The organism is Ruegeria sp. HU-ET01832, assembly GCF_040371315.1.
GTDB classification, from domain to species: domain Bacteria; phylum Pseudomonadota; class Alphaproteobacteria; order Rhodobacterales; family Rhodobacteraceae; genus Ruegeria; species Ruegeria lacuscaerulensis_A.
This window is the reverse complement of record NZ_BAABWL010000001.1, coordinates 540,845-563,308: the sequence shown is the minus strand read 5'-3', so window position 1 is coordinate 563,308 and position 22,464 is coordinate 540,845. Positions and strand designations below refer to the sequence as shown.

The 22,464-nt window shown below is 57.9% G+C and carries 27 protein-coding genes; 14 read left to right on the top strand and 13 right to left on the bottom strand.

The genetic code is table 11. The annotated features are described in order from the left end of the window. Positions 1-3 precede the first annotated feature (3 nt). The 6 genes from ABWV79_RS02840 to ABWV79_RS02815 all read left to right on the top strand — a co-directional run bounded on the left by ABWV79_RS02840 (position 4) and on the right by ABWV79_RS02815 (position 3,293). Positions 4-357 carry an Mth938-like domain-containing protein gene (locus tag ABWV79_RS02840; protein ID WP_170354556.1) on the top strand — a complete coding sequence of 118 codons (354 nt, stop codon included), beginning with the start codon at positions 4-6 and terminating at the stop codon, positions 355-357. 146 nt (positions 358-503) lie between these two features. Next, entirely contained in the window at positions 504-1,118 is a 615-nt protein-coding gene (ccmA, locus tag ABWV79_RS02835; protein ID WP_170354555.1) for a heme ABC exporter ATP-binding protein CcmA, read from the top strand. Further along, the gene (gene ccmB, locus ABWV79_RS02830; protein WP_353390330.1) at positions 1,115-1,771 is read left to right on the top strand and encodes a heme exporter protein CcmB; all 657 of its coding nucleotides are present in this window, start codon (positions 1,115-1,117) and stop codon (positions 1,769-1,771) included. The genes ccmA and ccmB overlap by 4 nt, the downstream gene beginning before the upstream one ends. A 61-nt stretch (positions 1,772-1,832) precedes the next feature. Then, positions 1,833-2,606 carry a heme ABC transporter permease gene (locus ABWV79_RS02825; protein ID WP_170354553.1) on the top strand — a complete coding sequence of 258 codons (774 nt, stop codon included), beginning with the start codon at positions 1,833-1,835 and terminating at the stop codon, positions 2,604-2,606. Beyond that, positions 2,603-2,761, top strand: a complete 159-nt coding sequence (ccmD, locus tag ABWV79_RS02820; protein ID WP_170354552.1) for a heme exporter protein CcmD — start codon at positions 2,603-2,605, stop codon at positions 2,759-2,761. The genes ABWV79_RS02825 and ccmD overlap by 4 nt, the downstream gene beginning before the upstream one ends. Beyond that, positions 2,754-3,293 carry a DsbE family thiol:disulfide interchange protein gene (locus ABWV79_RS02815; RefSeq protein WP_170354551.1) on the top strand — a complete coding sequence of 180 codons (540 nt, stop codon included), beginning with the start codon at positions 2,754-2,756 and terminating at the stop codon, positions 3,291-3,293. Before ccmD ends, ABWV79_RS02815 begins: the two co-directional genes overlap by 8 nt. 109 nt (positions 3,294-3,402) lie before the next feature. On the opposite strand, the gene acnA is transcribed toward ABWV79_RS02815, so the two are convergent. Continuing rightward, positions 3,403-6,093: an aconitate hydratase AcnA gene (acnA, locus tag ABWV79_RS02810; RefSeq protein ID WP_353390328.1), complete on the bottom strand. Its 2,691-nt coding sequence runs from the start codon at positions 6,091-6,093 to the stop codon at positions 3,403-3,405. 246 nt (positions 6,094-6,339) lie between these two features. On the opposite strand from acnA, the gene ABWV79_RS02805 reads away from it, so the two are divergent. Then, positions 6,340-7,041 (top strand): DUF1223 domain-containing protein, encoded by a 702-nt coding sequence (locus tag ABWV79_RS02805; RefSeq protein WP_170354549.1) that lies wholly within the window; start codon positions 6,340-6,342, stop codon positions 7,039-7,041. Here the strand turns inward: ABWV79_RS02805 and ABWV79_RS02800 are convergent, their stop codons facing one another. The 5 genes from ABWV79_RS02800 to purB form a co-directional block, all read right to left on the bottom strand. Beyond that, positions 7,042-7,965: a lysophospholipid acyltransferase family protein gene (locus ABWV79_RS02800; RefSeq protein ID WP_353390327.1), complete on the bottom strand. Its 924-nt coding sequence runs from the start codon at positions 7,963-7,965 to the stop codon at positions 7,042-7,044. It lies immediately after the preceding gene. Between the two features lie 93 nt (positions 7,966-8,058). Beyond that, the gene (locus ABWV79_RS02795; protein ID WP_353390326.1) at positions 8,059-9,150 is read right to left on the bottom strand and encodes a flagellar motor switch protein FliG; all 1,092 of its coding nucleotides are present in this window, start codon (positions 9,148-9,150) and stop codon (positions 8,059-8,061) included. Between the two features lie 68 nt (positions 9,151-9,218). Continuing rightward, a complete protein-coding gene (locus ABWV79_RS02790) occupies positions 9,219-9,761 on the bottom strand; it encodes a tetratricopeptide repeat protein (protein ID WP_170354546.1) in 543 nt (180 codons plus the stop codon). A gap of 103 nt (positions 9,762-9,864) precedes the next feature. After that, the gene (locus tag ABWV79_RS02785; protein ID WP_170752535.1) at positions 9,865-10,017 is read right to left on the bottom strand and encodes an adenylosuccinate lyase; all 153 of its coding nucleotides are present in this window, start codon (positions 10,015-10,017) and stop codon (positions 9,865-9,867) included. Positions 10,018-10,138: 121 nt separating this feature from the next. Further along, complete coding sequence (gene purB / locus ABWV79_RS02780) at positions 10,139-11,443, bottom strand: adenylosuccinate lyase (RefSeq protein ID WP_170752536.1); 1,305 nt, start codon at positions 11,441-11,443, stop codon at positions 10,139-10,141. An 89-nt stretch (positions 11,444-11,532) separates the two neighbouring features. On the opposite strand from purB, the gene ABWV79_RS02775 reads away from it, so the two are divergent. The 5 genes from ABWV79_RS02775 to ABWV79_RS02755 all read left to right on the top strand — a co-directional run bounded on the left by ABWV79_RS02775 (position 11,533) and on the right by ABWV79_RS02755 (position 13,998). After that, on the top strand, positions 11,533-11,865 hold the full coding sequence (locus tag ABWV79_RS02775) for a hypothetical protein (protein ID WP_170354543.1): 333 nt from the start codon (positions 11,533-11,535) through the stop codon (positions 11,863-11,865). Then, positions 11,862-12,284: a DUF6314 family protein gene (locus tag ABWV79_RS02770; RefSeq protein WP_353390325.1), complete on the top strand. Its 423-nt coding sequence runs from the start codon at positions 11,862-11,864 to the stop codon at positions 12,282-12,284. Before ABWV79_RS02775 ends, ABWV79_RS02770 begins: the two co-directional genes overlap by 4 nt. A gap of 77 nt (positions 12,285-12,361) precedes the next feature. Continuing rightward, entirely contained in the window at positions 12,362-12,949 is a 588-nt protein-coding gene (locus tag ABWV79_RS02765) for a biotin transporter BioY (RefSeq protein ID WP_170354541.1), read from the top strand. 132 nt (positions 12,950-13,081) lie between these two features. Beyond that, positions 13,082-13,630 (top strand): hypothetical protein, encoded by a 549-nt coding sequence (locus ABWV79_RS02760; RefSeq protein ID WP_353390324.1) that lies wholly within the window; start codon positions 13,082-13,084, stop codon positions 13,628-13,630. An 11-nt stretch (positions 13,631-13,641) separates the two neighbouring features. Further along, positions 13,642-13,998, top strand: a complete 357-nt coding sequence (locus ABWV79_RS02755) for a hypothetical protein (protein ID WP_170354539.1) — start codon at positions 13,642-13,644, stop codon at positions 13,996-13,998. 6 nt (positions 13,999-14,004) lie between these two features. Here the strand turns inward: ABWV79_RS02755 and ABWV79_RS02750 are convergent, their stop codons facing one another. Further along, complete coding sequence (locus tag ABWV79_RS02750) at positions 14,005-15,219, bottom strand: bifunctional alpha/beta hydrolase/OsmC family protein (protein WP_353390323.1); 1,215 nt, start codon at positions 15,217-15,219, stop codon at positions 14,005-14,007. Between the two features lie 239 nt (positions 15,220-15,458). On the opposite strand from ABWV79_RS02750, the gene ABWV79_RS02745 reads away from it, so the two are divergent. Continuing rightward, complete coding sequence (locus tag ABWV79_RS02745; protein WP_353390322.1) at positions 15,459-15,641, top strand: hypothetical protein; 183 nt, start codon at positions 15,459-15,461, stop codon at positions 15,639-15,641. Positions 15,642-15,645: 4 nt separating this feature from the next. On the opposite strand, the gene dddP is transcribed toward ABWV79_RS02745, so the two are convergent. Continuing rightward, on the bottom strand, positions 15,646-16,989 hold the full coding sequence (gene dddP / locus ABWV79_RS02740) for a dimethylsulfonioproprionate lyase DddP (protein WP_353390321.1): 1,344 nt from the start codon (positions 16,987-16,989) through the stop codon (positions 15,646-15,648). Positions 16,990-17,112: 123 nt separating this feature from the next. On the opposite strand from dddP, the gene ABWV79_RS02735 reads away from it, so the two are divergent. Beyond that, positions 17,113-17,853, top strand: coding sequence for a heme-dependent oxidative N-demethylase family protein (locus tag ABWV79_RS02735; RefSeq protein ID WP_353390320.1), 741 nt, complete (start codon positions 17,113-17,115; stop codon positions 17,851-17,853). A 35-nt stretch (positions 17,854-17,888) separates the two neighbouring features. On the opposite strand, the gene ABWV79_RS02730 is transcribed toward ABWV79_RS02735, so the two are convergent. The 5 genes from ABWV79_RS02730 to ABWV79_RS02710 form a co-directional block, all read right to left on the bottom strand. Then, a complete protein-coding gene (locus ABWV79_RS02730; protein ID WP_331251755.1) occupies positions 17,889-18,803 on the bottom strand; it encodes a hypothetical protein in 915 nt (304 codons plus the stop codon). Positions 18,804-19,002: 199 nt separating this feature from the next. Beyond that, positions 19,003-19,794 (bottom strand): lytic murein transglycosylase, encoded by a 792-nt coding sequence (locus ABWV79_RS02725; RefSeq protein ID WP_414478906.1) that lies wholly within the window; start codon positions 19,792-19,794, stop codon positions 19,003-19,005. 57 nt (positions 19,795-19,851) lie between these two features. Then, entirely contained in the window at positions 19,852-20,481 is a 630-nt protein-coding gene (locus ABWV79_RS02720; protein WP_170354534.1) for an MSMEG_1061 family FMN-dependent PPOX-type flavoprotein, read from the bottom strand. 98 nt (positions 20,482-20,579) lie between these two features. After that, positions 20,580-21,986: a type I glutamate--ammonia ligase gene (gene glnA, locus ABWV79_RS02715; RefSeq protein ID WP_170354533.1), complete on the bottom strand. Its 1,407-nt coding sequence runs from the start codon at positions 21,984-21,986 to the stop codon at positions 20,580-20,582. A gap of 30 nt (positions 21,987-22,016) precedes the next feature. Next, positions 22,017-22,355: a P-II family nitrogen regulator gene (locus ABWV79_RS02710; protein WP_170354532.1), complete on the bottom strand. Its 339-nt coding sequence runs from the start codon at positions 22,353-22,355 to the stop codon at positions 22,017-22,019. Positions 22,356-22,464 lie beyond the last annotated feature (109 nt).

Here is a 22,464-nt window from a genome sequence, read left to right as displayed (position 1 = left end):
TCCATGCGCCTGAACGAGATCACCTATACCAACGCCACCCCGATAGACGGCTACGGCCCCGGCTTTTTTCGCATCGGCGGACAGGTCCACGATGGTCCGGTTCTAACCGGTCCAAACGGAACAACCGGGTGGAACGGGTATGACGACCAAACACCTCTGCTAGACCTCGCCGATCACATCGACGTGCTGTTCATCGGTACCGGTGCCGAGCTGACCCATATCTCGGCCACCCTGCGCCGCACGCTCGAAGACGCAGGCATCGGCGTCGAGATCATGAATTCCCCGGCCGCCTGCCGCACCTACAATGTGTTGCTGTCTGAGGGTCGCCGTATCGCGATGGCCGCACTCCCTGTCTGAAGGATCCTCCTTCATCTGGCCATAAATACCTCGGGGAGCGTGAGGGGCTGGCCCCTCACTCCTGACCTGACCACACGAAGCCACCGTCAAAGCTCTGCGGCAATTCCCACCTTTTGTCCGCCTCCACAATCCGTTAAGCGGGCGCTATGACACTGACCGTGACCGATCTGGCCATCACCCGTGGCGGCATTCCCGTGCTCGAAGGGCTCAGCTTTACGCTGCCTGCCGGCAAAGCGCTGATCCTGCGTGGGCCAAACGGAATCGGCAAGACCACTCTTCTGCGTACGCTGGCCGGGCTACAGCCTCCGTTGCAAGGGCGCATTGAAGGGGCCGAGGATCAGATCGCCTATGCCTCGCATTCCGACGGGCTGAAACCCACGTTGACGGTTGTTGAGAACCTTAACTTCTGGGCCTCGGTATTTGGAACTCAAGGCATCCAGCCCGCGCTGGACGCTTTTGCCCTGAATGATCTGGCCGACCGCCACGCGGGCAACCTGTCGGCTGGGCAGAAGCGGCGTCTCGGGCTGGCGCGGATGCTGGTTACGGGGCGGCCGATCTGGATGCTGGACGAACCGACCGTCTCGCTGGACCAAAACGCGGTGAAGATGTTCGCCGACGCGGTACGCACGCATCTGGGGCAAGGGGGCTCGGCCCTGATTGCCACCCATATCGACCTCGGCCTGGACGGAGAAGTTCTGGATGTCGGCCCCAACAAGGCCAAACCCAAACCCATCGACGACTTCGACGGAGGTTTCCTGTGATAGCCCTTCTGCTGCGGGACCTTAAACTGGCGCTGCGTGCGGGCGGCGGGTTCGGCCTTGGTCTAGCCTTCTTCCTGATTGTCACCGTATTAGTGCCGTTCTCAGTGGGGCCGCAATCCTCGCTGCTCTCGACCATCGCGCCGGGTATCCTGTGGCTGGGCGCTCTGCTGGCCTGCCTGCTGTCGTTGGACCGCCTGCTGGCGCTGGATTGGGAGGACGGCTCGCTCGACCTGCTGGCCACGGCACCACTGCCACTGGAATCGGTGGTCACGATCAAGGCGTTGGCCCATTGGCTGACCACCGGCCTGCCACTGGTACTGGCCGCACCTTTTCTGGGCGTGCTGCTGAACCTGCCGGTGCAGGGGTTTTCGTGGCTTGTGATCTCGCTGCTTATCGGCACCCCGGCCATGAGCGTCATCGGCACCTTCGGCGCCGCCCTGACCGTCGGCCTGAAGCGTGGCGGTTTGCTGCTGTCGCTGCTGGTCCTGCCGCTTTACGTCCCCACGCTGATCTTCGGCGCCGAAGTCGCCCGCCGAGGTGCCACGGGGATGGAAACCCAGACCCCACTGCTCATGCTGGCCGGGATCACTGCCGCCACAATTGCGCTGCTGCCGTTTGCCAGCGCCACCGTTTTGCGTATCAACCTTCGGTGACGTGCTCAAACTTTGACTGAGGTCAATTGAGAACACGCCCGACTCGGACTAGATAAGGCCCATGTCTATCGCAGCCAAAGCCAACACCCTCTGGGAATACGCCAATCCGCGCAAGTTCCTTGCCACAAGTGAACGGGTGATGCCGTTTTTCTGGATCACGTCCATCGCCTGCATCGTCGTGGGGCTGATCTGGGGATTCTTCTTCACGCCGGATGATTACAAACAGGGATCAACCGTCAAGATCATCTACCTGCACGTCCCGGCAGCGCTGATGGCGATCAATTGCTGGCTGATGATGCTGGCCACCTCGCTGGTCTGGCTGGTGCGTCGCCACCATGTCAGCGCATTGGCTGCGCGCGCTGCCGCCCCCATCGGTATCGTCATGACGCTGATCGCGCTGGCGACGGGCGCGATTTGGGGTCAGCCCATGTGGGGCACGTGGTGGGCCTGGGACCCGCGCCTGACCTCATTCCTGATCCTGTTCCTGTTCTACCTGGGCTACGTCGCCCTGTGGGAAGCGATCGAAGACCCGGATACCGCCGCCGATCTGACCTCTGTTCTATGTCTAGTGGGATCCGTCTTTGCGCTCCTCAGCCGCTATGCGGTGAATTTCTGGAATCAGGGGCTACATCAGGGTGCGTCTGTCATGCGGGCTGCCGCAGTGACCGGTGCAGATACCGAGGAAAAGGTCAGCAATATCTATTTCTATCCGCTGCTTCTGTGCATGATCGGTTTTGTCCTGCTGTTCATCGCGCTGGTGCTGTATCGCACGGGTACGGAGATCCGCGCGCGCCGGATCAAGGCGCTGCTGGCGCGAGAAAGGGTAAACGGATGATCCCTGATCTTGGAAAATACGCCGACACGGTGATGTGGTCCTATGTCGTCTCGATTGCTTTGCTGGTCGCGTTGATCGTGTTCAGCGTGATGCGAGGCCGAAAAGTCCGCGCCGAGATGGAGAAGGTCGAGCAAAGGATGACGCGCAATGGCTAAAATCTCGCCTCTGATGGTTGCGCCACCGCTGATTTTTGGGGCGTTCGCCGTGCTGGCCGCCGTGGGAATGTTTCGCGACGATCCGAACGCGCTCCCCTCAGCCCGCGAAGGACAACCCGCGCCGCCGGTTGTATTGACACAGTTCGAGGGCAAGCCAAATTTCGACGATGCCACCCTGCGCGATGGTGAAGTCAAGCTGGTCAACTATTGGGCCAGTTGGTGCGCGCCCTGCCGGGTTGAGCATCCGAACCTGCAGGCGCTGTCCGACGAAGGCATCCCGGTCTACGGCATCAACTACAAGGACCAGTTGGACAATGCCGAAGGCTTCCTGGCTGAACTGGGTGATCCCTATGCAGGGATTGGACGAGATGAACAAGGCCGCATGGGGCTGGACTGGGGCGTCTACGGCGTGCCGGAAACCTATGTGATCGACGGCGAGGGTACGATCATCCTGCGCTTTGCTGGCCCGATCACGCAGCGGGTGATCGAAAGTACGATCCGCCCGGCTTTGGAAAAGGCGGCAGCCAACTAAAACCCGCCCCTTCTTCTGCTCAAAAACATTTCGGAGCGGGGGGCAGAGCCTCGTAAAGCAAAAAAGGACGCCTGCTGGCGTCCTTTCTGGTTTCAAACCAGGCCTTAGATCACCCCACTTTGGCGAGGTTCCGCAGCACATATTGCAGCACACCACCGTTTTCAATGTATTCAATCTCGGGCGCGGTATCGATGCGGCATTTCAAGGTGATGGTCTTCTCGGACCCGTCCGCATAGGTGATGGTGCAGGGCACCTCTTGCAGCGGCTCAACACTGTCCAGCCCGGTGATCGAGACCGTCTCATCCCCCGTCAGACCCAGCGACTTGCGGGTATCGCCGCCGGCGAATTCCAGCGGTATAACACCCATCCCTACAAGGTTCGAGCGGTGGATACGCTCAAAGCTTTCGGCGATCACCGCCTTAACACCCAGCAAAGCAGTCCCCTTGGCGGCCCAGTCGCGGCTGGAGCCTGCGCCATATTGCTCACCGCCAAAGACCACCAGCGGCGTTCCCTGCGCCTGATAGGCCATCGACGCCTCATAGACCGAGGTCTGCTGACCATCCGGCCCCTTGGTATAGCCGCCCTCGACGCCATCCAGCATCTCGTTCTTGATGCGGATATTGGCGAAGGTGCCGCGCATCATGACCTCGTGATTGCCCCGGCGCGACCCGTAGGAGTTGAACTCGCGCGGTTGCACCTGACGGTCGGTCAGATATTTGCCCGCAGGCGTCTGCGTGGCAAATGACCCGGCGGGCGAGATGTGGTCGGTCGTCACCATATCGCCAAGGATCAGCAGCACCTTGGCCCCGTCGATGTTCGAGATTGTTCCCGGTTCTGGGCTCATGCCCTGAAAATAGGGCGGGTTCTGGATATAGGTCGATGTGGGCGGCCAGTCATAGGTTTCCTGCTGGGGCACCTCGACGTCTTGCCATTTCTCGTCGCCTTTGAAGACATCGGCATATTTCGATTGGAACGCCTCGCGGGTGACGGTCTGCTGCACCAGCTCGGCAATCTCGCTTTGGGTTGGCCAGATGTCTTTCATGAAGACGTCGTTGCCGTCCTTGTCCTGTCCAATCGGTTCCGAGGTCAGGTCGATATCCATCGTTCCTGCCAGCGCATAGACCACCACCAGCGGCGGCGAGGCCAGATAGTTGGCGCGCACATCCGGAGAAATCCGCCCCTCAAAGTTGCGGTTGCCCGACAGGACCGAGGTGGCGACCAGATCGCCCTCGGCAATTGCCTCGGACAGTTCTTTCTGGATGGGCCCCGAGTTGCCAATACAGGTGGTGCAGCCATAGCCTACAAGGTTAAAGCCGATCTTGTCCAAATCGGCCTGCAGACCGGCGGCCTCAAGATAGGCTGACACAACCTGCGACCCGGGTGCGAGCGAAGTTTTGACCCATGGCTTGCGGTCCAGCCCCAGCGCGGCGGCCTTACGCGCCACAAGTCCCGCGCCGATCATCACATAGGGGTTCGAGGTGTTGGTACAAGAGGTGATCGAGGCGATCACGACTTTGCCCGATTCCAGCGTGTAGTCTTCGCCTTTGACGGCCACTTCCTTGCCCATCGGACGCTTGAACGTCTCGGCCATTTCACGCTCGAACGCCGATTTGGCGTCGGTCAGGGCGACGTAATCCTGCGGTCGTTTGGGCCCCGAGATCGCCGGAACGATGGTGCCCATATCAAGGCTCAGCGTGTCGGTGTAGATCGGGTTGTAATTCTCATCCCGCCAGAGCCCGTTTTCCTTGGCATAGGATTCGACCAGCGCCAGACGGTCTTCATCCCGGCCGGTATTGCGCATATAGCGCAGGGTCTCGCCGTCGATCGGGAAGAACCCGCAGGTCGCACCATATTCCGGCGCCATGTTCGCAATGGTGGCCCGGTCGGCCAGCGGCAGACGGTCCAGACCTTCGCCAAAGAACTCGACGAATTTGCCCACCACACCCTTTTCGCGCAGCATCTCGACGACTTTCAGAACCAGATCGGTGCCGGTGGTGCCTTCGACCATTGCGCCCGTCAATTCAAAGCCCACAACCTCGGGGATCAGCATCGAGATCGGCTGGCCCAGCATCGCGGCCTCAGCCTCGATCCCACCGACGCCCCAGCCCAAAACGGCCATGCCGTTGACCATCGTGGTGTGGCTGTCGGTGCCGACCAGCGTGTCAGGGTAGGCGACCTCATCCCCGTTTTGGTCGGTGTCCGTCCAGACGGTTTGGGCCAGATATTCAAGGTTCACCTGATGGCAGATGCCCGTGCCGGGGGGCACAACGCGGAAGTTGTTGAACGCCGACTGTCCCCATTTCAGGAACTGGTAGCGTTCCATATTGCGCTCATATTCGCGGTCCACATTCATCTGGAACGCGCGCGGATTGCCGAATTCGTCAATCATGACCGAGTGGTCGATGACCAGATCGACCGGGTTAAGCGGGTTAATCTTTTGCGCGTCACCGCCCAGCCCTTTGATCCCGTCGCGCATCGCGGCCAGATCGACCACCGCAGGAACGCCGGTGAAATCCTGCATCAATACGCGGGCCGGGCGATAGGCGATCTCGCGTGGGTTTTTGCCGCCATTGCTGGCCCATTCGCCAAACGCCTTGATATCATCGACCGAGACGGAAAAGCCCGCATCCTCGAACCGCAGCATATTTTCCAGCACCACTTTCAGGGCGGCAGGCAAGCGCGAGAAATCGCCAAGCCCGGCCTCTTGCGCGGCGGGGATTGAATAATAGGCAATGGACTTGCCATTCACGCTTAGACTGCGGCGTGTCTTGGCGGTGTCCTGTCCGGTTTTGATGGGCATCAGGTGGCCTCCCTTTCGAATGACTTGGAAATTGGGAATCGCTATGGGTTTTCTGTAGCATGATTGTTTCCTGTATGGGCGCAGGAAACCCTTACCATTTATTTTGTATGCGGTGGTATGCAATTCAAGAGGCTTCTGTTGCGGTTTCTCAAGAAACCTTGATTGGTGGGTGAAGCGCAAAGAATGGTACACCATTCACGCAGGTTATCGCATCCAGACATAATAGTTATCAGCCCGAGGTCAGATATGATCAGAACCGCCGCCGTTGCCTCTTTGCTTTCACTTGTTTTGACCGCTCCTGTAGCGGCCGAAAGCGACCCGGTCGTGATCGAGCTGTTCACCTCACAAGGTTGTTCGTCCTGCCCGCCTGCCGACAAGCTGATGCACGAGCTGGTCAAGCGCGATGATGTGATCGGTCTGGCCCTGCATGTGGACTACTGGGATTACATCGGTTGGGAGGATGAATATGCCAAGCCCGACCACACCTTGCGCCAGCGGGCCTATGCCCGTTGGGGGGGGCGCTCGATGATTTACACGCCGCAGATGGTCATCAACGGTCAGCAAGATGTTGTCGGCGCGAAATCGCAAGAGCTTGAACGGATCATCGACGCCCATCTGACCGCCGCGCCCGAGGCCGAGGTCGTGGCCGCACGTGTTGGAAACGAAGTGACTGTGGATGTCACCCCAGTCGACCTGCCAGGTGGCGGGACCTACGACGTGCGGGTGGTGCAGTATTCACCCATGCGCCATGCCTCGATCCGTCGCGGAGAGCTGGCGGGGCATGAGCTTGACTATGCCAATGTGGTCGAAGCCTGGCAGATGGCCGGGAAATGGGATGGGGTCGCGCCGCAGCAGTTTTCGGCGCAGCTGACATCGGATTTGCCCGCGGTCGTTCTGGTACAGATGGCCGGACACGGCCCGATTGTTGCGGCCGCTAAGGTCAAGTAATCAGGGCATGTCCTCGGGCTGCACCCCCAGCCCATTCCAGGTTTTCCACCGGCGGTGAATCCAGAACCACTGACCCATGTTCTTGCGAACCATGGCCTCAAGATCGTCATTAGTGAACTGAGTCATGGTTCTGGGGTCGGTGTGCTCGACCGGGTCGTGCAGGACGATTTCGAAATCAATACCGTTAGGTTGGCGTACAGCATAGCAAGGGATCAAAACGGCGTTGTATTTCATCGCCAATTCCGCGTTCAGCACCGAGGTGACAGCGGGCTTGCCGAAAAACGTCAACTCTTCACCGCCATGCGCGTGAAGATCGGACACAATCGCAATGATCCCGCCTTTCTTAAGCGTGCGAACCATTTCGACCATTCCTCGGCGACCCTGTTCGAACATCGGGGCACCGGTTTTGTAGAAAGCATCGACATACATATCGTTGAAGTACGGATTCGCCATACGGCGATACAGGCATCCAATGGGTTGCCCGCTGCGGGTTTGTAGGGCTATCCGCGCGGCAAGATAATGCCCAAAATGCGCCGTGATCATCATCACCGGCTTGCCTTGTGCAACCGCGTCGTCAAACGCGGCGATACCAGGACCAGAAATCTTAGCGTGGCTTTGGCGTTCGGTGAAGCCTTCGGGCGAAAAATGCTCCATTATCGCGCGCCCGGCATTGTCGGGTACTGCCTTGCAGATTCGGCTGACCTCTTCTTCCGGCAGCTCTGGGCAGGTCAGCTTGAGGTTGGTTTTCACGCGTTTTGTAAAGCCGACCACAGGTGCCAGAGCGCGCATGAGTGCGCCCATGGTTGCTATCCGCCGCTCGAAGGGCAACAGCCGCATTGCGCCGATTACGCCCCTCAGAAAAAGACCGGACACATAGTATTTGCCAAGCTCAAAACGGCTGAGTTCAGACTTTTCAACGGGCATTCGGGGTCTCGGCGGCTGCTTCGAATTGGATGTCAGACATACAAGCCGACGGTCGCAACCACAAGCGTCCAGCGAAACACGCTGAAGGCGGGGTCATTCTTCGGTTTCGTCTTCCACTAAAGAGATGGCACCGTCGTTCACCAGGGCGCGAATGGCTCCGACAATTTGTGTCATGGCGTCTTCACCCTCTGCCTGCTTGACCTTGCCGCGCTCAGCCATTTCCTCGCGCAGATTGTCTGCCATCCGCGAAGACATGTTGGTCAGAAGATATTCGACCGAGGCCTTGTCGCCTTCGGTATCGGCCCCTGCAAGGGCGGTGACAAGCACGGTTTGGTCGACACCCCGCAAGACTGCGGGAACATCCCTTGGCAAGATGCGGGCAGGGATATGAGCAAAGGTGAAAATCGATTGTCGCACAAGGCTGGCAAAATCGGAATCTTCTTCGTCCAATGCCGTTAGCAGGCCTTCGCGGGTAGAGGCCGCAGATTGATTTAGGATAGCGCCGATCCGTTCTCCGGGGCCGTCGTTAAAGGCGGTTGCTGGTCGTTGATCAAGCTGCGTAGCCAGAGACCAGCCAATCCGTTCAACAGCCTCGGGCGTGATATTGGTGGTTTTTGACACGGCGTAAGTGATGCGCCGCGCCACGGGGCCGGGCAGATGCCCCAGCATTTGCGCAGCCTTGGCGGTTTCCAGTTTGAACAGCATGACAGCGGCGATTTCGATGCTTTCGGCCTGCGCGATCTGAGCCAGATCTTCGGCTGGAATTTCCCTGAGACGCTGCCACGGATCACCGACCTGGCGTACACCGGCCACTTTGCGCAATCGTGCCGCTGTTGCCGGAGCGATCTTGCCGTTCACGGCGTCCAATGCGCCCGCCAATCCGTGAGGGAAGGACAAGCCAATACTTTCCAGAGCCTCGGCGAACTCGGCAGCGACGGCGTCCAGTGTTACGCGATCCACCAGCCCCATTTGCCCCAGCTGATGAGTCAGTTTTTCCTGTAGCTCGTCGGCAAGCTCCTCCAGCGGAATGTCGGCCCCTTCGTTCAGCAATAGCCTGACAACGACGGCAGCCTTTTCCCGGCTGCTGAGTGCGCGTGGTACAACGCGCGGGGCATCGTCAACACTGTCGCTTGCGGAAGGTGTGGCCCCCGGTGCCACCTGTATCAATGTGTTTGTGTCCTGCATCTGCCTGCGGTGCCAAATTGCTGTTCCGCAGGCAGACTACAGAGAGTCGGGTAAAGAAAAGCTGAAGCTTAGTAGTTGAAGGTCAGCCCGGTGCGGATCGCCTCGCGCAGGGATGCCTCGGCCCAAGTACCCTCACCACCGCGTGCCTTGATCTCGCGCCATTGTTCGATGGCCAGATCAGTTTTACCCGCGGCCACAAAGCCCTGCGCCATATAGGACCGTGCAAGAATGTTGTCAGGGTTCGTCTTGATGGCGTCTTGGTAATAGGCATTTGCCAGTTCCAGCTTACCCATCTTGCGGAAGGTAAAGCCCCAATATGTCTGCACGCGATCATCGTCCTGATCCATGATGCGCAGAATGCTTTGGGCATTTTCAAATTGTCCGTCATACGCAAGTTCGCGCACCGCACTATACAGTTCGTCTTCCGAAAAGCTGGTTTTGTCGGGCTTTACGCAACGGCCACGGTCTTTGTCATACACCCGACCAAACAGGCATTTCTTTGTCGTGTTCGTTGTTTTGGGGGGACGGGTGTCGTTTCCACCCGCTGCATATACGGCGGGTGCGAATGCAAATGCCTGAAGGGCAATGGCAGAAGCTAGTACGAGGCGCATATTCCTACTCCGTTCTCTGGGCTGTTCTGATCAATCATAGTGCGATCTGACAAAAAGCTAACAACCGCAGGCTCGCTTTTATTCACGAGTAGGAAATAATTTCTTAGCCGCTGACGTTTTCTTTACAGCTGTGGCTTACCGCGTCCCAAGAGGTTCCGGGCGCACAGGACTGTGTTTGTTCCGTGTGCGCACCGCAAGCCAAAGCGGCGGTGGTCGAACTTGCCAGCGCCAACGCGCAGATAAGAGATCGGATCATTGTGTTTCTCCTGATTGGAAATACACAAGCATACTATCTGAATTTGGTCGAATTTTCAAAAGAACAAGGCCCGGATCCGCCAATGCAGTCCGGGCCTTTAAAAGGATTGATAATAGTCAGCTCACTCGCCGAAGACGCGGGCGAAGATCGTGTCTACATGTTTGGTGTGATAACCAAGGTCGAATTTCTCTTCGATCTCGGCGGGGCTGAGGGCGGCAGTGACATCCGCATCGGCCAGCAGTTCTTCTTTGAAATCAGTGCGATGTTCCCAAACCTTCAACGCGTTGCGCTGAACCATGGCATAGGCGTCCTCGCGGCTGACACCCGCTTGGGTCAGGGCCAGCAGAACCCGTTGGCTCATGACCAGACCGGGGAACTTGTTCATGTTCTCCAGCATGTTTTCAGGGAAGATCAGCATCTTGTCGATCACACCGGTCAGACGGGCCAGCGCAAAGTCCAGCGTGATCGTCGCATCCGGGCCAATCATTCGCTCAACCGAGGAATGTGAGATATCGCGTTCGTGCCAAAGCGCTACGTTCTCCATCGCGGGGATCACGGCGGCGCGGACCATGCGCGCCAGACCAGTCAGGTTTTCGGTCAGGACAGGGTTCTTCTTATGCGGCATAGCAGACGAGCCTTTTTGGCCCATCGAGAAGAACTCGGCCCCTTCCAGCACCTCGGTCCGCTGCATATGGCGGATTTCGATAGCGATGTTTTCGATGCTGCTGGCGATCACGCCCAGTGTGGCAAAGAAGGCCGCGTGACGGTCGCGGGGGATGACCTGCGTGCTTATCGGCTCGGGCACCAGACCAAGCTTGTCGCAGACATGTTCCTCGACTGCGGGATCGACATTGGCAAAGGTGCCGACCGCGCCGCTGATTGCGCCGGTTGCAATCTCGGCCCGCGCGTCGCGCATCCGGGACAGGTTGCGGTCCATCTCGGCGTAGAAACGCGCGAAGGTCAGACCCATGGTGGTGGGCTCGGCGTGGATGCCGTGGCTGCGGCCGATGCGTACGGTGTTCTTATGTTCGATCGCGCGGCGTTTCAGGGCGGCCAGCAGACCTTCGAGATCGGCGATCAGCAGGTCAGCAGCGCGAGTCAGCTGCACGTTCAGGCAGGTGTCCAGCACGTCGGACGAGGTCATGCCCTGATGCACAAAGCGTGCCTCTTCACTGCCGACATGTTCGGCTAGGTGGGTCAGAAAGGCGATGACGTCATGTTTGGTGACGGCTTCGATTTCATCAATCCGTGCTACGTCGAACTCCACATCCTTGGCTTTCCACACTGCCTCGGCGTTTTCGCGCGGGATCACGCCCAGATCGGCCATGGCGTCACAGGCATGGGCTTCGATCTCATACCAGATGCGGAACTTGCTTTCGGGCGACCAGATGGCAACCATTTCAGGGCGGGAATAACGTGGAATCATTGGCAGCGGCACCTTATTGTGATTTGGCAGGAGGCGTTGCGGCGGGGTTTAAACCCGACCCGCCACAGGAACAAGGTGCGAGTGCGCAGATGAGACGGTTTGCCCTGATTTTGGCTCTCTGGCCCGGTTTTGCCGCCGCGACCGAGTTCTGGCCGCTGACCGGAGATGAGATTCAGTCGACGTTGGCCGGGCAGACACTCAGCTACGCAGAGGGCGTAACGCAGAACTTCGAAGCAAGCGGAGTGACGCATTACTTCTCGGGGCGACCCAGTGCTGGACGTTGGGCGGTACGAGAGGACAGGTATTGCTCGACCTGGCCACCGTCCGAGCTGTGGGCTTGTTATGACGTTTTGCAAAGTGGTTTGATCATTCGCTTCATTGATGACAATGGCGAAATCACGGATGGGTATCTGTCCGAATGAACGCACCCAGCGATTTGTTTGATTTTGAAGGCCAATGGACCTTAACCCGGACAATCCGCGATGCGCGGGCAGGGCAGGTGGTGCAGGCTGACGGAATGGCCGTTCTGCGCCGCGCCGATCACGGATTGGTCTATGACGAAGAGGTCACGCTGCGCATTCCCGGTCAGGCCGAGATGAAGGGGACCCGGCGCTATATGTGGCACGCGGATCGTGATGGGATCGCGATACATTTCGACGACGGACGGTATTTTCACCGGTTGAAACTAGGTTTGCAGCAGGTTGCCGATCACCATGATTGCGCTCCTGACAGCTATGACGCGACCTATGATTTCGAGGACTGGCCGCGCTGGAACGTGCGTTGGGTCGTATCCGGGCCGCGAAAATCCTATGAAATGGACACGCAATACGTCCTGCGATAACGTATTCACCTTGAAGTGATCGCCCGGATTGGGCATTGCTGTTGCGGAATTCCGATCCGAATTGGGGAGAAGTGAAGATGAATGCAAACGTACTGGCCAACGCGATTGGCCCGCGTGAGGGCACAGCACTGCGCGTCAAGCAAGTGGTTCTGGTCGCGCTGGGCATCGTTGCTCTGGCCGTTGCCGCGAAAATCAAAGTACCGATGTTTCCGGTACCGATGACAATGGGCACCTTTGCAGTGCTGAGCATCGGCACCGCATATGGCGCGCGTCTGGGTCTTGTGACCATGCTGGGCTATCTGCTGATTGGTGCGTTGGGCTTTGATGTATTCGCGGGATCGTCGGCCGAGAAATTTGGCCTGACCTACATGATGGGTGGCACTGGCGGCTACCTTGTCGGCTATCTGATGGCGACCGTTCTGTTGGGCGCTTTGGCAGCACGCGGTTGGGACCGTTCGGTCGGAAAGCTGGCGCTGGCGCTGGTTCTGGCGAACGTCCTGATCTACGTTCCGGGCCTGCTGTGGCTGGGTCAGCTTTATGGCTGGGACCAACCGATTCTGGAGTGGGGTATGACTCCGTTCCTGGTGGGCGATGCGGTTAAACTGGCGCTTGCAGCCTTGTTGATCCCCGCTTTGTGGAAGCTGGTGGGCGACGCCCGCGCCTGATTTTCCGCACAACTGACATTTACGACCCGCGCTAGGAGCAATCCCGGCGCGGGTTTTTTGTTATGCCAAGACTGGACAAACCCGAAGATCACAGGTCAGTCTACGTTAAAAGAAACAATAGGTTATTTGGATATGTTTTTGCGATTGAGCTCTGCTTTTGCGGCGATATGGCTAAGCGCTGTTCCGGCCTTGGCCGAAACGCCGGTCACGTATACCGATAACGGGCGCGCGCTGTTCAGCTTTTCTGTGCCCGACTTTTGGGCGGTCCGCACCGGTGGCCCGCGCGAGATCGAGGATACCGAACTGGGTGATGCGCGTGCTGTCGCGCGGGTGATGGGCGTCCGGCCTGTGACCGATGATACGGTCTGGATCGGGTTCGTATCCCCGGCTGGGGTCGCCTCTATAGATGGCGGGCTGCGGTATTTGCAGGACATTGACAAGTTTCTGGTTAAGTCCCCGGTTGTATCCGATACCGTCTCGACGCGGATCGGCGGGCTGCCTGCACAAGTTATCCGTGGCACCGGAACCCGTGAAGGACGGGGGGTCAACTTTACCGCAACCGTGATCGATCTGCCGCGCGACCGTGTGGCCGTTGCTGTCGCTGTTCTGCGCGACGGCGCGGATCCGGCTTACGTGGACGACCTGAACGCGGTGTTCGACTCGTTCCGGGCAGCGCGGTGAGGAGAGTGGACATGACCAGTAAACTGATCAGAAGAACCTTCCTGGCGTTGAGCCTGGGCGCCGCCAGTTTCACGCTCTCGGCCTGCGACGGAGTCACCGTAGGTGTCGGCTACGGGTATGACCCGTTTTATGACTCGCTGCTATGGAACGACTATTATCACGATGTCGACGTCGATATTGATGTTGATCGCCCTGTTCGTCCAAGACCGCCAGAGGGGCGCCCCCCTGCGCGACCCGTGCCGCCAATTGGTAAACCACCCGCGCGGCCACGTCCGCCGGTTGCGAAACCTCCGGCCCGACCGCGCCCGCCGGTCGCGCGACCGCCAACCGCGCGCCCACCGATTCATCGCCCCTCGCCGCGACGGTAACGGGCGTCAAGCCAGCAATTCGGTGGTGATCTGAGCCGTTCCTTCAAGTGTCCTGTGAACGGGGCACTTGTCGGCAATCTCAAGCAACCTTGCGCGTTGTTCCTGATCCAGTGGGCCTTCCAACCGGATTTTGCGCCGGAACAGGTCGACTTTGCCGTCGCCTATCAATCCGGCGTCCTGCGCGTGGACCTTGTTGTGACAGACATCGACCGTGATACCAGTCAAGGGCCACCGTTTACGGCGCGCATACATCCGTATGGTCATCGAGGTGCAGGCCCCCAAACCTGAAGACACGAAACCGTAGGGCGACATGCCCCGGTCAGTGCCGCCATAGGACGCGGGTTCGTCCGCGATTGCGTGGTGTCGGGGGCCGGACTGAATATCCTGCAAAAAGCCATTCGGATCAGCCTCGGTCACGCGGACGATGCCTTCGGGCGCGCCGGGCGGCGGGGCAGGCGGGTGGAGCGCGACATAGCGCGTCACCCAGGCTGCGATAACGTCCGCAGCATATTCAGCGTCCGAGGCGCGGGTGATCAGATGGTCGGCGTCGTCCAGCGTGACAAAGCTTTTGGGATGCTTGGCAGTCAGGAAAATCTTGCTGGCGTTGTCGATGCTGACCGTTTCGTCCAGTGGAGCGTGCAAGATCAGCAGCGCGGCCTTCAGCTCTTTGATGGCGGGCGTCATTGCGGATTCCGAGATATCGTCAACAAACGCCTTGCCAATGCGGAAGGGTCGCCCACCCAATGTCACCTCGGCCGAGCCTTCTTGCTCGATCTCGGGCAGCGCTGCTTGGAAATGGTGCGATACATGGCCCGGATCGGCAGGCGCACCCAGCGTAACCACGGCCTTAACGCTGGGAATTCCAGCGCGCGCGCGCAGAACAGCGGCGCCGCCCAGTGAATGCCCGATCAGCAGAGACGGTGGCATGTCTCGCCTTGCCAGGTAATGCGACGCCGCGATCAAGTCCTCGACATTGGATGAGAACGTGGTGTTGGCAAACTCGCCATCGGAATGGCCCAGCCCGGTGAAGTCGAAGCGCAGAACAGCAATACCCATCCCAGCCAGACGAGCAGCGATCCTGCGGGCGGCGGGAATGTCTTTGGAGCAGGTAAAACAGTGTGCAAACAAAGCGGTGGCCAGAACCGGACCGTCCGGCAGGTCAAAGCGCGCAGCAAGTTGGTTGCCGTCGTGACCGGCAAAAGTAATACGTTCGGTGGGCATGGCAGTTCCTTACGTCGCGAGTTGCCTTAATACTGTGGGCTTACTTGGGGTCGCTCAACCCATTTGTCGTGGCCGTCACGGGAAGGTGAGGAAAGATCGCCCCTATAGATCATGGCAGTTAAAGCAGAGAAGTTGAAACATCACTAATTGTGATGAATGGACTTTCAAATATTCGTTTTATTAAAGGAAGAACCTTCCCCATCTTGGGCTTGTGAAGCAAAGCAGCCAAGGAGGCAATTATGGCACATGTCACTTCCGCACCCCGTGGCGCAACACCGCGCCCAGACATTCTGATCGTTATCGCGTTGGCGGGGGCTATCGGTTTTTCAGCCGGTCAGAACTGGCCTAATACGCACTCGGCCAGCGCAGTGATGGCCGAGGACTGGCATGGTAACGTCAAGCGTTCGACTTGGCCGGATTAAAAGGTCAAACGAGCCCCATCAATTGGGCGTCAAAGGGATAGGTCGAAAGGTTCTCACACCCGTCTTCGGTGATGAGAACCTGATCTTCCAGTTTGATCGAGAAGTCCCCGCCCACTTCGCCGACGGCGGCTTCGACGCAAAGGACCATGCCGGGCTCAAGAGGGTAATCATACGCGCCCGGCACTGCCTTGTCCGGATAAGCGACCAGAGGCCATTCGTCACACAGCCCCACCCCATGCATCAGGCAACCATATTTCTGCGCCTGAAACTTGTCGTCCAGTCGATGACTGTTGGCCGTCAGTTCTGGGATCATGACACCGGGTTTCAGCATCTCCATATTGGTCATGATATGTTCATGGGCGTGCTGCATGGCATAGATCATGTCGGGTCGCGGTTTTTGATCACCGATCCACCATGTGCGTGAAATGTCGATGCAAATCCCGTACGAGCCGATAAGATCCGTGTCGAAGGCGATGATCTCGTTGGCTTGCGTAATGCGCGGACCACATTCCTGAAACCAAGGATTCGTACGCTGCCCCGAGGCCAGCAGTCGGGTTTCGATCCATTCGCCGCCGCGCCGGATATTTTCAGCGTGAAGAATAGCCCAGATGTCGTCCTCGGACGTCTTGCCGTCGCCCACATTGGCACGGGCAAATTTCTCCATCTCGGCGACGGCTGTTTCACAGGCGTGGTTCGCGCAGCGCATCGCCAGAATCTCATCCGGTCCTTTGATGGCGCGGGTTTTTTCGGTGACCTCTTCGCCTTCCATGATCTCGAACCCTTGCGCTTCCAAAGCGCGCAGCCCGTGCAACATGATTTTGTCGACAGCCAGCCGCATGTTGCCGCCACTATGTTCTTCGATCAGGGCGCGTACTTCGTTCGAGAACACATCTGCCGCCACATCCACCTTGTCGCCACGGTCGAAATAGAACAGATCCGCGCCAGAGCGCTGTTCGCGTACCAAGGGGTTGAAAGTCGAAAGAAACGGAGAATTCTTGTAGTCCCAGATCACCATGTAGCCGTCCGCACAGAGCAGCACGGCACGAAACGGGTTATGTGTGTTCCACAGCTGCATGTTTGTGCTGTCGGTCGCATAGCGGATGTTGAGCGGGTCAAACATCAGCAAGCCGCCATAACCACGATCAACGACCGCTTGGGTCAGACGTTTCCATCGATATTCGCGCATTGATGCCAGATTGGGCAGGGTCAGGCCAGCGGCCTCCCATTCGGCAAAGGCCAGTTGTGTTGGGCCTATCTCAATCCGGTCCAAATCGTTTGGCGTACCGTCGCCAAGGGTCGCGCCCTTTGTCGGGTCGATCTTTCGACCATCGCGGTAGTGAGTGTTCATGGCGGCCCTCCCTGCCTATTTATTAAGCGTGGAGAATCATTGCGCTGTCGTCTTGATATTTTGCGACGGTCGGCTCGTCGCTTTTTGACCGACAACAGAATGGCGTGGTGGTAAGTCGACCTCATGACGATTTTGCAAAGCTCGATCCCGTACGACCCTCTTTCGGAAAGGCCCCTGCCTGGCATCCAACCTACCAGCATGGAGACGTGGCTGCATCGTGATGACGCCTTCGCCGCACAGATGCAACATCGAGGGGCGTTGCTGCGTGATCGTTGCGCTGACGTTTTGGCGCTGGATCCCGCCGCCGAGCCTGCCGCGCAAGAAGTGTTGGATCTGGTGCTTCACCACGCTTATCCGGGGTGTTCTTGCACTGTCATTCGACCGGATGGGCAAGAGGTTTGCATTGATCGCAAACACCCGTTGGAGACTCTTTGCAATTTGGTGCAGGAGGATATTTGCATCCTGCAAAAGCGGGGTGAAGAGCACGTTCTGACCGGTGCAATCCTGTGCTTTCCGTCCAGTTGGCGATTGTCCGAGAAATTCTTGCGTCCGTTGATCGACATCCACATGCCAGTGGACAGATATGACGAAAACGTTGCGCGCCGCGTGCAACGCCTGTTTGATGGAATTCAACCCGGCCGACCACTGTGGCGTTATAATGCTTTGTGGTACGACAACGCCGAGTTGTACCAGCCGCGCAGTGCTCAAGAACCACGCCACATCAAGGACCCCGGTACTGCACCTTATTTACGAAGCGAGCGCCAAACCCTGCTGCGCCTTCCCAAATCGCAGGCAGTCATATTTTCGATCCACACATACGTTTTGGCAGCAGAGCGTCTGCGCAAAATAGAAAACCCCGCCTGATGGCGGGGCCTCCTAGGAGGGTCTTGTTTTGTGAGTTACATGCCCAAAGCGTTGGCAACGCCCGCGAAAGCCCCGCTTGTGCTGAGAGCAGAGATCGCTACGGAATAGGCAAGTACCTGGGTGTTCAGGCGAAAGTCTTCGCCCCTTATCAGGTTCACAGCGGCCATTGAGGCCGCGATCGGGACAGACACACTGGCCACGGCACCGGTTAGTCCCCAACTGGTCAGTCGCAGGATGTCACTTGGTTGTTCGTGGTCGAGGGGGGGCGTGTCCTCCCGATCAATTGGCTGCTCGATAGGTTCTGTCCGAAAAGCGATGCTGAGCAACTGCTCATCCGACAACTGGATCGGCCGGGCTGCCGGAGGCGGCGCCTTTTTTTGTGGCTCGTCCAGTGGGTCTTCCTCAATAGTGTCCAGCTCCGCAAATGGGCCAGAAACCGCCTCGAAAACTTGCTTTCTATTCCGCTTTTTTTTAGCGGGGGGCAGAGTGTCAAATGCACTCATGAATTGTTCGATGGTCAGAACCGTGTTGGGCGATAGCCACTCGACCCGTTTGGTCGCGCAAATGTCGACCATGCGATACAGGATCACCACTAGCATTAGTTCTGAGATTTCAGTGTCATCCAGCAATTCTGAGACCGGAGACACAGTTATTGTCAGTCGATTTTGCGGCAAGGTCACGGCGGGGCGTTTAATCGTTTTCAACCCGGCCGCGCGGTCCACACGTTCAATCCGCGTCTCGCTTGCTGGCACCTGAGTGTCCAGTGTCAGCCGCACAAGATACTGGCTACAAACGATGCTGGCTTCGGTGGAATCGAGAACGCTTTTACGCTCTACCAGATGGCCATAATCTTCCAAAGTCGCAGCCACAATCGCGCTGAAACGCTCGATCGCGCCATCGGTCTCGCCGTCAAACTGCAGGCCACCATGATAGCTGTTCTTCGGAGTCACTGCGCATTCCTCTGCCGCATGTTGTGTAGAAATACAGCCTAGCAAGGAAAATAGGGCAGATTTGGGCGGTAATGGAAAAAAATCACAAATTGCAAAGATTGATTACGCTCAGGAAACCTAGGCATTTTGGGGGCCGTTTAATGTTCATGGCAAGAATGTGACCAAAATGTGGGGCAGTTGCGCGGAAATGTGGCCAGGGTCAGCCGTCGATTCGGGCAGCCATTATCGCGATCGATTGTTGGTACACGGTGGCGGCATTCCATTGCTGGATGACCGCAAAGTTCGGCTGCCCCGGTTGGTAGCCGCGCCCCGGTTTCCAACCCTTTTTGCGCAAAAAGTTGGCTGTCGATGCCAGCGCGTCAGTCATGTTGTAAAAGTCGACGTTACCGTCACCTGTTGCGTCGACTCCATAGGTCAACGCATTGCCGGGTAGAAACTGTGTGTGCCCCAATTCGCCATGTTTCGCGCCCTTGGTGGCTGTCGTAATGCTGCCTTGATCGACCAGTTTTAGGGCACCAATTGCGTGGGGAATAAAGAACTCGGACCGACGACAATCATAGGCCAGCGTGGTGATAGCCGATACAACCTGACTGTCGCCCATAAAACCACCAAAGCCCGTTTCCATCCCATGGATGGCAATAAGAACACCTGCGGGCACTCCGTATTGCCGTTCGAGAGCGGCGTAAAACTGAGGGTTTCGTGCTTTTCGTTTGCGCCCTTGCGCGACGATAGTATCTGCTCCGCGTACTTGCATGAATTTGTCTAACGAGTACTTAAAGCTTTTCTGATTACGGTCTGCGGCAATTGTTCGGGTGGCATAGGTCGTTTGGGCCAATGCCTGAAGCCCCTTTTTCTTGACGCCAGCACGTTTTGCCTGTCGCGAGAAGTCCTTTTTCCAGGCTTCAAACCCGGCGCTGGTGTTTCCGCATTGGGCAGCAAGCCCAGCTGTAGGAAGGAAAACGGTCAGAGCAATTGCTAAGCGCAACATCATAATAATCCCAAAATACACACCCCAACCTTACGATGCGTCTTTGGTCTGGCAAAGGGCTTAGTACAGGTCCAACTCTCCGCTGTGCTTGAGGGCCTCAAACCACTCATCCGGCGTTTTGTTGATCTTGGCATGTTTGACCATCATGGCGTTCATGTTCGGAAGGTTGGACGAGTCCGGCCAGTCCTCGGGGCTCCACAGGTTCGCGCGGATCACGCATTTAGGGCAGTGCGCAAAAACAGTTTGCACCTTAATCAGAAGTGCAAGTTTGGGCGGTCGGGCTTGCACAGTCATCGAGGCCAGTAGTTTTGGATCAGCGCATATTTGGGCAGTTCCTCGGATACGCAGCGTCTCCATCTTTCCTGGCACGAAGAAGATAACACTGGCGCGTGGGTCTTTCAGGATGTTGTGAAAGGTATCCACCCGTTTGTTGCCGGGTCGGTCAGGGATGGCGATCAAGTCGTCCGACAGCACCTGAACAAAGCCACATGGATCCCCACGCGGGGATACATCCAGATGCCCGTCCGGATTGGCCGAGGCGATCAGGCAGAACGGCGAGGTCGCGATGAAGTCGCGGCACATCTGGTCAAGCGCGGGCAGTTCCTTGGCGATGATCTGGGGCAGGGGAGCGCCGGTGATCCGTTCCAGTTCTTCGGGTGTGGTCACGAAGTTGGTGAATTCGGCGTCCATGCGATCTCCTCCTGTCGCTAGTGTGGAAGATCACCCGGAATGAGACAAGGGCGCCCGGTTGGACGCCCTTGAAAGAATTTTCATCGAAAATTCTTGGATCAGCAGCTGTAGTACATGCCGTATTCTACAGGGTGCGGTGTGTGCTCGTAGGTTTCGACCTCTTCCATCTTCAGCGCGATGTAGCCGTCGATCTGGTCTTTGGTGAACACGTCGCCTTGCAGCAGGAAGTCGTGATCGGATGCCAGAGCTTCCAGCGCTTCGCGCAGCGAACCACATACGGTCGGGATGTCGGCCAGTTCTTCGGCCGGCAGATCGTACAGGTTCTTGTCCATGGCTTCGCCCGGATCGATCTTGTTCTTGATGCCGTCCAGACCAGCCATCAGCAGAGCAGCAAACGCCAGGTAGGGGTTCGCGGCTGGGTCGGGGAAGCGGGCCTCGACGCGCTTGGCTTTCGGGCTTTCGGTCCACGGAATACGGACACAACCCGAACGGTTACGGGCCGAATAGGCGCGCAGAACAGGGGCCTCAAAGCCCGGGATTAGACGCTTGTAGCTGTTGGTCGACGGGTTGGTGAAGGCGTTCAGGGTCTTGGCGTGCTTCAGGATGCCGCCGATGAAGTAGATTGCTTCGTCCGACAGATCAGCATATTTGTCGCCAGCGAACAGAGGTTTGCCGTCTTTCCAGATTGACATGTTCACGTGCATACCGGTGCCGTTGTCACCTGCGATCGGCTTCGGCATGAAGGTGGCCGATTTGCCGTAGGCATGTGCAACGTTGTGGATGACGTACTTGTATTTCTGCAGCTCGTCGGCCTGCTTGGTCAGGCTGTCAAAGATCAGGCCCAGTTCGTGCTGGCAGGACGCAACCTCGTGGTGGTGCTTGTCCACTTTCATGCCCAGACGCTTCATGGTCGACAGCATTTCCGAGCGCAGGTCTTGCGCTTCGTCAACGGGGTTCACGGGGAAGTAGCCTCCCTTAACGCCCGGACGGTGGCCCATGTTGCCCATCTCGTATTCGGTGTCGGTGTTCCACGACGCGTCGGTCGCATCAACTTCGTAGGATACCTTGTTGATGCTGTTCGAGAAGCGGACATCGTCAAACAGGAAGAATTCTGCCTCGGGGCCCATGTAGGCAACGTCACCAATACCCGATGCTTTCAGGTAGGCTTCGGCTTTCTGGGCGGTGCCGCGTGGGTCACGCTCATAGGCTTCGCCGGTGTCGGGCTCAACGATTGAGCAGTGCAGGCAGATGGTCTTTTCTGCGTAGAACGGATCGACATAAGCGCTTTCGGTGTCGGGCATCAGTTTCATGTCCGATGCTTCGATCGACTTCCAGCCAGCGATCGACGAGCCGTCGAACATGAAGCCTTCTTCCAGGAAGTCTTCGTCAACCTGGTCCGACATGATGGTGACGTGCTGAAGCTTGCCGCGCGGGTCGGTGAAGCGGATGTCGACGTATTCTGCGTCTTCATCACGGATCAGCTGAAGAACTGCGTCCTTGCTCATACTCTATTTTCCTCTGATTGGAGTGTTCGATTACAGCGCTTCCGAGCCGGTTTCACCGGTCCGGATGCGAATGGCTTGCTCAACGGGCGACACAAAGATCTTGCCGTCGCCGATTTTGTCGGTCTTAGCGGCCGAGACGATGGCGTCGATGGCAGCATCGACCTGATCGTCGTCCAAAACGACTTCGACCTTCACTTTGGGCAGAAAGTCGACCACGTATTCCGCACCGCGGTACAGTTCGGTGTGGCCTTTCTGGCGACCAAACCCTTTAACCTCGATCACGCTGAGACCCTGGACGCCAACGTCCTGCAGTGCCTCTTTTACCTCATCGAGTTTGAACGGTTTGATGATCGCTTCGATCTTCTTCATCCCGGGCTCCCTTTAACTCTTGTCAGGATGGCAGTGACCACGTCTAAGATCGGGCGGCAATCGGATTGCGAATTTGGTCCCGTTTGGCCGCTGGGAAAATAGGCTTAGG